This is a genomic window from Bacillus sp. JJ1562, from assembly GCF_036962705.1.
In the GTDB taxonomy this organism is placed as follows: Bacteria; Bacillota; Bacilli; order Bacillales; family Bacillaceae_L; genus Ferdinandcohnia.
This window is the reverse complement of sequence record NZ_JBALOQ010000015.1, coordinates 87,195-97,041: the sequence shown is the minus strand read 5'-3', so window position 1 is coordinate 97,041 and position 9,847 is coordinate 87,195. Positions and strand designations below refer to the sequence as shown.

6 protein-coding genes, 1 pseudogene and 1 riboswitch are annotated in these 9,847 nt (G+C 35.4%); of the genes and pseudogenes, 2 read left to right on the top strand and 5 right to left on the bottom strand.

Annotation, left to right across the window (positions count from 1 at the left end):
* The 3 genes from V7097_RS09750 to V7097_RS09740 form a co-directional block, all read right to left on the bottom strand.
* A partial coding sequence (locus V7097_RS09750) for a S8 family serine peptidase (protein ID WP_335703412.1) occupies positions 1-4,042 on the bottom strand: 4,042 nt, incomplete at its 3' end.
* Positions 4,043-4,252: 210 nt separating this feature from the next.
* On the bottom strand, positions 4,253-4,807 hold the full coding sequence (locus V7097_RS09745; protein ID WP_335703411.1) for a BsuPI-related putative proteinase inhibitor: 555 nt from the start codon (positions 4,805-4,807) through the stop codon (positions 4,253-4,255).
* A gap of 163 nt (positions 4,808-4,970) precedes the next feature.
* Positions 4,971-5,780: an SGNH/GDSL hydrolase family protein gene (locus tag V7097_RS09740; protein ID WP_335703410.1), complete on the bottom strand. Its 810-nt coding sequence runs from the start codon at positions 5,778-5,780 to the stop codon at positions 4,971-4,973.
* A 253-nt stretch (positions 5,781-6,033) separates the two neighbouring features.
* On the opposite strand from V7097_RS09740, the pseudogene V7097_RS09735 reads away from it, so the two are divergent.
* A pseudogene (locus tag V7097_RS09735) lies at positions 6,034-6,156 on the top strand (LCP family glycopolymer transferase); the annotation flags it as partial.
* Positions 6,157-6,280: 124 nt separating this feature from the next.
* A riboswitch (cyclic di-GMP riboswitch) is annotated at positions 6,281-6,367 on the top strand.
* Positions 6,368-6,385: 18 nt separating this feature from the next.
* On the top strand, positions 6,386-6,517 hold the full coding sequence (locus V7097_RS09730; protein ID WP_335703409.1) for a hypothetical protein: 132 nt from the start codon (positions 6,386-6,388) through the stop codon (positions 6,515-6,517).
* 209 nt (positions 6,518-6,726) lie between these two features.
* Here V7097_RS09730 and V7097_RS09725 read toward each other — a convergent pair whose 3' ends face one another.
* Positions 6,727-7,128 carry a hypothetical protein gene (locus V7097_RS09725; RefSeq protein WP_335703408.1) on the bottom strand — a complete coding sequence of 134 codons (402 nt, stop codon included), beginning with the start codon at positions 7,126-7,128 and terminating at the stop codon, positions 6,727-6,729.
* Positions 7,129-7,470: 342 nt separating this feature from the next.
* Entirely contained in the window at positions 7,471-9,483 is a 2,013-nt protein-coding gene (locus tag V7097_RS09720; protein WP_335703407.1) for a penicillin-binding transpeptidase domain-containing protein, read from the bottom strand.
* Between the last annotated feature and the right edge of the window lie 364 nt (positions 9,484-9,847).

Genomic DNA, 9,847 nt, shown 5'->3' with positions numbered 1-9,847 from the left:
CAGTTTCATAACGGTCTTTACCTGCAAGTCGAGTTATTTCCATGTCAGCATTAAGTGCTTTTAACTCATTTTCAATATTCTTGCTTACAACCGCTTCTGAGCCTAGAATGAATACTTTCTTAGCTCCCAAACGTTTGATTTCAGCTTTAGTTACATTGTCCATAGACTTCGTACGAGTTAATAGAACTGGAGCATCGTATTTAGCTGCTAATGGGACTCCAGCTAAAGCATCTGCATAGTTATCTCCACGGGCTAACACAACAACCTCGGAAGATTTCCATCCATCTGCACTGATTGAAACAGATGTTTCATAGCGATCACTTCCAGCAATACGAGCAGTTTTCTCTTTATTGATTGTTATTTCTTTTACAGTTTTATTACCAGCTAAATCAACAGCCTCTAATAAGAATGTGTTATCACCTGGCTCGAGGTTCAATGTTGTTTTAACTGTTTTTTCAATGCTATTCATTCCATACGGTTCTACAAGTTCATTAAAGAACACTTCGCTACCGTCAACGTAATAACGCAATTCTTCAAAATTATCCTTCAATGCTGAAGATAATTCAAATGAGTCAGTATTATAGCTTACAGATGATGGAACCTCCACATTAATTTCAGGATGAGTAGTATCTACAAAAACGTGTCGTAGGAATGAAATTTCATTTCCTGCACTATCTTTACCTGCGATACGAATTTTGTGATAACCTTCCTCAAGAGTTATGACTGTGCTGAAATCAAAACGTGCTTCTTTTTCATTCCAAACCAATTCAACAGACTCTCCTCCAACAGTGAAATCCGTTAGACTAGACTCATCTGTTAGATATCCGGATACTGTAACTTCATTCTTATTAATAGCTTCATGTGATTCTGGAGTCTTAACAAAAATCGATGGAATCGTTGTATCGTTGACTCCTTTAAATACCACAGTGTCTGTATTTCCAGCAAAGTCATAGGCTACAACCTCTACTGTAGAACCAGTTTTGATATCATTTGCAAAAGTATATTCCTCGCCATTTGCTGGTAAAGGTAGATCTTCTTCACCAAATACCGATTCACCATTTACAAAAACATCAACATACTGAACTCCTGAACGATCATCAGTAGTAGCATATGTTAATTTTCCATCCTTTAATTCCGCAGTTAACTCTGGAGAAACCGTATCAACAATTACAGGTATATGAACAATTTGAGGCTCTTTTCCTGAATAGTCGATTGTAGTTGCAATTTCAATAAAGTATTCTCCATCTTCAACTTGTTTGTTTTTCACTTTTCCATCCCATGCTCTTGCAGGATTATATGAATATGGTAAGCTTGATCCGCCATCATAGTAATTTTTTCTAACGTAATTTTCTGTACGAATTTTTCTTAATGCATTCCCTTTTTCATCAACAACACTATATTCTACTAATTTAGCATTACGTAAGAATGAAGGTACAGGTGTTACCACATCATTTGACCCATCACCATTTGGAGAGAATGCTATTTTAGAAGAATCAAATACGTTGTTCATAAAGTCATTACCTAAGAATACTCCATTTTCATTTACCATTCCTGATGCTTGATAAAATGAAACCTCATCATATACCATTCCATCTAATACAGGAGGCTTATTCCAGTCGCCATTGTAACCTACATATGGTACTGAAATTTCTGGTTGTGTTAAGTTTGATAGAGTTACAAAACCTTCAACAAAATAACCATTTTCAAAGATTTCTTTTGGTGAAGTAAATCCTGTAGCGTCATAATTTAATACCACAGCATCCGTCAAATCAACAACTACATTGAATGTAACCGTACCGTTTGCAGGAACTTCTACAACTGAGTTACCACCATTTACAGAAACATTTGCACCTAATAGCTCCTGTGCCTCTAAAACATTCGGATCAAATCCTAAATCACCATAGTACGCAAAATCAGTTTGTACATTAGCCTTTACATCATAAGAGATTGCCTCATTACTATAGTTAGTTGCTTTTAGAGTAAAGTTAAATTTATCTCCAACTTCTTTAAGAGCCACTTTAGCTTGCCCGGTTTCAACCTCAGTCACAACAACAGGTGTGCTTAAAGCTGAATGAATTTGCATTACTCCAGACCCCTGTCGACGTGGTGAATATGGATTTTCTTGTCCGAGCAATCCTTGCGCAGGGCCTTTATCTACCACCGGCTTTGCAGTATTCATTAAAATATTCTTAGCTAGCTCAACACGTGCTTTACCAGTCAATCCAAATTCTTCTTCAACTCGCTGTAGAACAATGGCAGAGCCACCCGAAACATGTGGTGCAGCCATTGAAGTTCCACTCATTACACCATATTTATTATCTTGAATTGTTGAATAGATGTTCCCACCTGGTGCAGTAATTTCTGGTTTAAAGTCTAAGTTCGGAGCTACTCCCCAAGATGTAAAATCGGACATTTTGCCAGCCGTAGGGCTTTCTACTGTTAATACTTCATCACCAAATGTAATTGTTACTGTTTCACCATTATCAAGTTCTGCTTTTAACTTATCTCCATCTACTTTATACATAAATAGCTGTGGAATTTTGATAGCTGCATCTGAGAGCATACTTACAGTACCATCAGCATTATTATAAATGAAAACACCTGCTGCCCCTGCTGCTTGAGCATTTAATGCTTTATCTACAAAAGGATATACTCCACGTTTAACTAACGCAAATTTACCAGTTAAGTCTTTTCCATTAAAATCATCTGGTCCACCTAATCCAGCATCAACTAACTCGAACGAATTTTGTTCAAGGCTCTTAGGATGAACTGTACTTGCGGAAAGATATGGAGCTAATCCTGCCTTGTCACTAAATTGATATGAAACCGCGTCCATATCCATATAATTGTTTTCAATTGAAGCAACTTGTAATGAATCGAATGAAATACCCGGTGAGCCAATAACACCAACATCTGGGTTTGATGCAGATGGCCATGGGTAGGACCAACCATTACCTAAGTGTGCAGAGTTTCCTGCAGAAATAGACATTAAAATTCCATTATCAACAGCTTTTGTTATCGCTTTTTGTTCAGCATCTTCTGGTACAACAAAACCAGCTGTCGCCCCCAAGCTCATATTCAATACATCAGCACCCAATATGATTGCATCATCAATTGCTTTAACATAGATATCACTCCATGTGGAAGGCATTTCAGGATCGTTACCAAAAACTTTAAGCGCTAACAATTGTGCCTCTGGAGCAACACCTTTAATACCACCATTTGCTTCATCACCATTTGCAGCTACAGTTCCCGCAACGTGCATTCCATGGTGGGTTGCTTCAGGTCCTAGGTCTAATATTTCCTGATTTTCATCCATATAGTTATAACCATATGGTACTTTCGCAGTATGAAATTTTCCAGGAAGATCATTTTCAGATATGAATCCCTCTACTGTTTTATTTGATAGTGTAGCCTTATCATCACTTGTTAGAACCATATCTTTATGACTCGGATCTACTCCTGAATCAATGATACCAACAATCATTCCTTCCCCATTAAGACCATAGTCTTCCCAAGCTTTTTGGGCTTCGATAATTTCCTTACTATATTTCATAGTAGGTTCTTCGACTGGGCGCTCATATTCGTGAGCAATTCTGACATCCGTAACACCCGTTAGTTTTTTAATTTTCGGGATCATTCCATATTCCACAACTCCACTAAATCCATTAAATGCAGTTGTGAAATTATGCTTAAATTCCATTTTAAGTGATTTTGAGTTTAATTGGCTTTTTACTTTCTTTTGAGTCTCTAATACTTCTGCATGAAGTTTTTTCTTTGTAGACTTTGGAAGTTCGTTAAATTTCAATCCTTTTTTTGTTGCATATGTAATCGCAGGTTCACCCTTCACTTCCACAATTACACGAACTTTGTCTGAATCCTTATATATATCTTGTTCTTCGAGACTAATAGCCGCTCCCTTAGTTACTGTTATTCCTTCTCTTTCACTCTTCGGAGCAAACGATCCTACTGCTGCCATTGTAGAGTTTGCGAAGACCATTAAGAGCACAAGTAATAATGCAAAGACTTTCTTAAAATTCAAACCAAATACCCCCTACTAAAATAGTAATCATTTAATATCAAAACAAGGTTTCCTTAACATCTCACCCTCCATATTTTGTTATTTTTTTACTATTTTATTTTAGTCAAAATTTGTAGAATAGTCAAATAATTAATGATAAAAAAGTGGAGTTTTCTCCACTTTTTTACAATATATCTAGAATTCGACACAAATTTGATTCACTTATCTAAACTATTCACTTAAACTGAATGTAATCCTCTTCAACGTAGAAATACCATCTACCGCAGTGATCCACATTGAAAATACATATTCTCCTTTCTCTAGATCACTGAAAGTCACTTCATATGATAAAGACTTGTTTGGTAGGAGAACCGTTGAATTTTTTACATCTAAAAAGTTTTTTCCTTCAGAATATCTTTTTCTTTCACCACTATCCTTGTTGTGAAGCTCATATTCATATTTTTGATTTGAAGAATACTCCAACGCAATTGAATTCTGTCCAACATTTTTCACTTCATACACTAAAGTAATTTCCTTTTCGGATTGTGACTTAATTAACAAGGTGGCATTCAAATTAGAATTTCCGATATTCTCGGAAAAGTTACTTCCACCCAATATGTGTTGCATTCTTCTATCGTTGACTTGCATGTCAAATCCTTTACTATTTGAAATCATCGTCTGTTCTTCATCCTCTATTAAATCTTTCTCTTCGTTTGTAAGTTGAACAGTAAGAATAATTCCAGCTAACAACAAAATTGATATACAAGATACAACGAACTTTTCCATTCGCAACACCACCTAATTAAAATCTATATTTATCTTTACTATACTTAATCTATCCTACTAACATTCGAAATAAAAAATAAAATCCCTGTTTTACAGGGATTTTTTTCGTTAAATAAATTTAGACAGTTTATGACAAGCACTATACTTTAGTATTGGTGTTCATTTAGTAATCTAAACCTGTAAAATATTCAATTAAATAATTCGCCCATAGTTCGTGTCCTTCTTCATTTGGCAAACTATCTTCTAAATACTCTGCAATCTCATCAGTTTGATGGTCAGGCCAAGCTGTCCAATGATCTAAATATGTATAATGATTACTTTCAGCAAATCGTTTTAATTCTTCTACTTCTCTTGGGTAAAATTTAGCCTTTAACAATGGATTAGCAGGTTGTATGAATAAAGATATATCTGAATTTGCAGCTTTAAAGTCGTTAATAATCGTTTGCAGATTTGCCAGTCTATCCGACATTGCCACCAAACCATTATCTATTAAGATAAAAGGTTCTAACAATAAAACATCTGGCTTAAGTTCAATTACATCTTCATAAAGATTATCTTGAATTACACTTAAAGAGGTCTTATCAGGTATCTCTTCTATGATAACATTCATTACATCTTTTCCGTAAGATTGCTCAAGCGCACCCTTTAATCTCATCGGCCATCCATCTGGATCAATTGGCGTGGATGCAGAACCCATAATGACGAAAGTTAGCGACTTTTCACTATTAACAGACGTCTCAACCTTTGTTATAACATCCGCAGGTAGATTTTTTGTATACCCCATTATTTCATCTAAATTTCTAGTATCATCTTCCGCAACTTTTGGTTCTGATTTTGGTTTTTCTTTTTCGATTTTTTCAGACTTTACTTCAACTTTTGTTGAAGTAGCTATTTTTTGATCCCAATGGATTTTCCCAGCGATCACACTTCCAATTGCAGCTATCGTTATAATTATTAATAATAATTTCTTCAATTTCAATCCTCCAAACGTAACACAACTAATTAAATAACATTATACACCATAAACAAATCGTATTTTAGCGTTTTTGGATATTATTTGTAATATTTCCTCGGAAATTGTTGGAACTATTTATTTCATTTAGGAGTTTATTGTTTTTAGTTCTTATAATTTTAAAGACTATTAACGCTATTGTATAAAAGTTTGAAAAGATTGAATTTTAAAACGACAGCCGATTGGATGTAGACGCTCGCCCAGGTTATTGGTTCGTTCTGATTCATTAGTTGTTTTAACTGTTAATCCTTACGAAAAGTATATGAAAATGCTCAGTATTCCTCATGACACTAGAACGGAAATTGTCGGAAGAGGTTTCAGGAAAAAAATTAACCATTTAAAATTGTTAAAAATATCCAATTAAAATTTTATAATATAAACTTGCAATTGATGTTAAATTAGTACTTTAGACCCATTAACCTTTCGACAAATTTCGCCGATACTAAATATGGTATAATTCGTTTTGAAAATAGCAAAGCCTTTGAAAAAAGGGGACGCAAAGCTATAGGGACTAAGGTCCTAAAAGACTATGTCAGCCAGCTACCAAATTCGAGGGGGAAAATAACGTGCAAGTTTGGTTAACACCAGAAGAAGTAGAGAAAAGAAAAAATAGAAACAAGATTTTACTATATACCGCTATACCTGTTGGTGTAATAGGAGTCAGTGCACTAGTAACATTTTTATCCAATAAAATGTAACAGAAAAAAATCATATATCTCGTTCTAACAGGTTCGGTTTTAATCTACAAAACTCTAATTTACAACATCTTTCGCATCTCAATTCGCATTAGAATTAAGAGCAATTTGATAAGTAAGTTAGAAAATAAAAATGCTTGGAGCATAATGACTCCAAGTTTTTTATTACAATCTTTGTTGAAGATAAGTACCCGTTCGCTGACGAAGAAGTATTAAATTTCATCATTTAATACTTCTTCAATATATTCCTTCAATTCCTCTTTTATTTCTTCCATTGATTCATCAAGTAGTTCACCGATAATCTTGCTTCCAGGGATGTTTTTTAAAATCGGCATACCTAATAAGGAACGTTCGCATTCCCATATATTAATCATATGTAAATCAATAAGTTCACCGCTTTTGTCAGCAATCCCTATCGAAATAGAGGAACTGTATCCAGGCACAAAAGGGTCTATGCCTTCTTGATCGAAACCAGCATCTAAATCTAAGTTTTTCTTAGCAAAAATGAATTTATTTTCTTCTAACAATCTTTCGATATGTTCTTTTAATGCCAATTCAGTATTTTTGATCTTTTCTTTTAATTCTACACTGAAATCGGTATGTTGATACTTCATTACCAATACCTCCTTTCCAAAAGGATAAATAAAAAATCGTTAAGCTATTATAAAATTCTTCGTCAGCAAACCTACCCGATAGTTGATTATGCTCTCCTTTAATTTCAACATAAATAACCAATTTACCTTTTGTAAATTTCAGCAACATTATTTAGCATAGCAATTAGCGAATTCGCCGTTTATATTATTAATAAACTTCCTATATCAACAAAAATAAGCAGTCTAATTCAGTTGTGAATTGGACTGCTTATTTGCTTGCTAATTAAATTTTTCACTCGAAAAACCGGACCTGTTACTCTCGTTCAGCATGGTTTTTTAGTTTCACCAGAATGCTTGTTTTATTTACTTTTTCAAAACACTTTCAAGTACCGCTCTAACTTTAGGCGTCACATCATGACTTCCATTTTTTACATCTTCAATTAGCATTGCTACTAAAAGGCTTGGATTTTCCGTATTAAATCCAACAAACAAACCGTTTTCCTGACCATCTTCATCTTTTGTCGCTTTTAACTCAGCAGTTCCTGTTTTTCCCGCAACCTTGATACCTTCTATTTTCGCATCATTCCCTGTTCCATTTGGGTCCTCTACGACCTGTACAAGATCATCGACAATGATTTGAGCAGTTTCAGGTGTAACGACATTATCTTTCCAAACTTCTTTCTCCGAGCCATCTAGGATAAGACGCGGTTTTACTAAGTTTCCTGAATTTAATAATGGTGTAAAGGAAACAGCCAAGTGGATTGGACTCATTTCGAGCTGCCCCTGACCATAACCTGTATCTGCTGTTAATATATCAGAGTTCAAACCTTCGTTTGAAACCTTCGACTCATATACGGGATACTCAAATGGAAATGATTCCCCAAATCCGTATTTTGTTAATTCCGATTCAAATCGGTCTCCGCCAATCCCTAATGCTGCCTGACCGAAATATATATTGTCAGAGTATACAAGGGCATCTCTTAGGTTCACCGGTTTTCCAGGATCAGTAACCCTTGTGATTGAATATCCTCCCCATGAACTGTCCTTTTGCCATTGCTTCCCTTTGATGTCTATTGAAGTTTCAGGAGTAATCACTTGATTCTCAAGTGCGATTCCCGCCGTAATTGGTTTAAAGGTTGAACCTGGAGCATAAGTCAATATAAAACGGTTTACTAATGGTTTGAGTGGATCTTCATTTAATTCGTTCCATGGAGCATTCCCTAAAACAAATGCGTTTGGATCGAATGACGGAGTACTTACAAGTGCAAGTGCTTCACCTGTTATTGGATGAATGGCAGCTGCTGCTCCAGCATTCCCGTTTAGTTGATCAAATGTGACAAGCTGAGTATCAATATCAATTGTTAAGTTAAGCGTTTCGCCATCCTTAGCTTCTTTTTTAGCAACGGTGGCATTTCCCCCGTCATTTGCTTTTTTAATGAAGAGATGTACTCCTTTTTCTCCTCTTAACCGTTCCTCAAAAACGAATTCAAGACCCTTTTTCCCTTCTACATCATTTGCCGAATATCCTTTTCCTTCAAGCTCTTTCAAATCCTCTGCTGTTACTTTCCCAATATACCCGATTAAATGTGCAGCCGCTTCCTTAAAAGGATACACTCGAGATTCCACTTTTTTCGAAAGCACTCCACTCAGTTGTGTTACCTCTGTTGCAAGCTCTTGATCCTGTAAAGGAAGTCTTGCAATCGGTACAAAATAATGAGGTTGAACCCAAGAAGCATTCAAATCCTTCTGAATCGACTCAGGTGTTACTTTTAATAATTCTGCAACCTTTGCAATTGTAGCTTCTTTGTTTTCACCGATATCTTGTGGGACCATTCCTATTTCATATACAAGTCCGTTTTCAGCTAGTTTTACACCGCTGCGATCAAGAATTTCACCACGTACTGGAGATGATAACTCGAGACCAATTTCATCTCCTTCCTTCATGTCTGGAAAGAACATTGCCGGTTCCCATCTAACAGTCCATTTCTTTTCGTCTTCCTTTTCTTCTAATACAAGTGTTGCTTGCTCTGTGAATTCAATAGTACCCGCGATAGTTTCCATTGAAATGTCGTATGTAAAAGCCAATTCACCTTGATCATCAGGCTCAACCTCTTCTTCTGGAGCTTTAAAATTGACTTTTAGGTCGCTCACTCCAATATCGTTGAAAATCTTGCTAAAACGCTCAACGAATTCATCCTTCTTTACGTTCTCCTTTACATCTGTTGAAAATTGATCATACACCTTGTTAAAGTCTTGTTTCTCCCAATCCTTTATAAAAGACTGAAAGCGTTCCTCTGGTATCGGATCATTGTTGCAGCCAGTTAAAATAATGACACATAATATTATGCTTACCACTAACCACAGGTGTCTTTTCACTCTTACTCACGTCCCCTCATTCGTTTCCATCTTTGGCTTTCTAACTTTATTATACATAATATACAATTAATAGTTTTCATAAATTTTTCAAAAAATGTCTGCAGTATTTTCAGTAGACTATAAAAAAAGCCTAACAGATACTAATTTTTGCAAGGCTTTATAAATGGTTCTGGACTTCCGATTGGTCGAATAGGTCCAGAGGACTCCTTCACACTACACTTCTCCCTTATAAAAATATGATAATTGCCGATTCTGCCTATTATTTGATATTAAAAGAAAAGGAGTTATGAAATTAGCCGACATAATCCGAGCAATTACAACGTATATATTTATGATATGGTATAAGTATATTCCGGAGGAACAA

Bases quoted from the DNA above. Each gene is read 5' to 3' on its own strand.
- V7097_RS09745 (WP_335703411.1), bottom strand. From the start codon at position 4,807: ATGGAAAAGTTCGTTGTATCTTGTATATCAATTTTGTTGTTAGCTGGA.
- V7097_RS09725 (WP_335703408.1), bottom strand. From the start codon at position 7,128: ATGAAGTATCAACATACCGATTTCAGTGTAGAATTAAAAGAAAAGATC.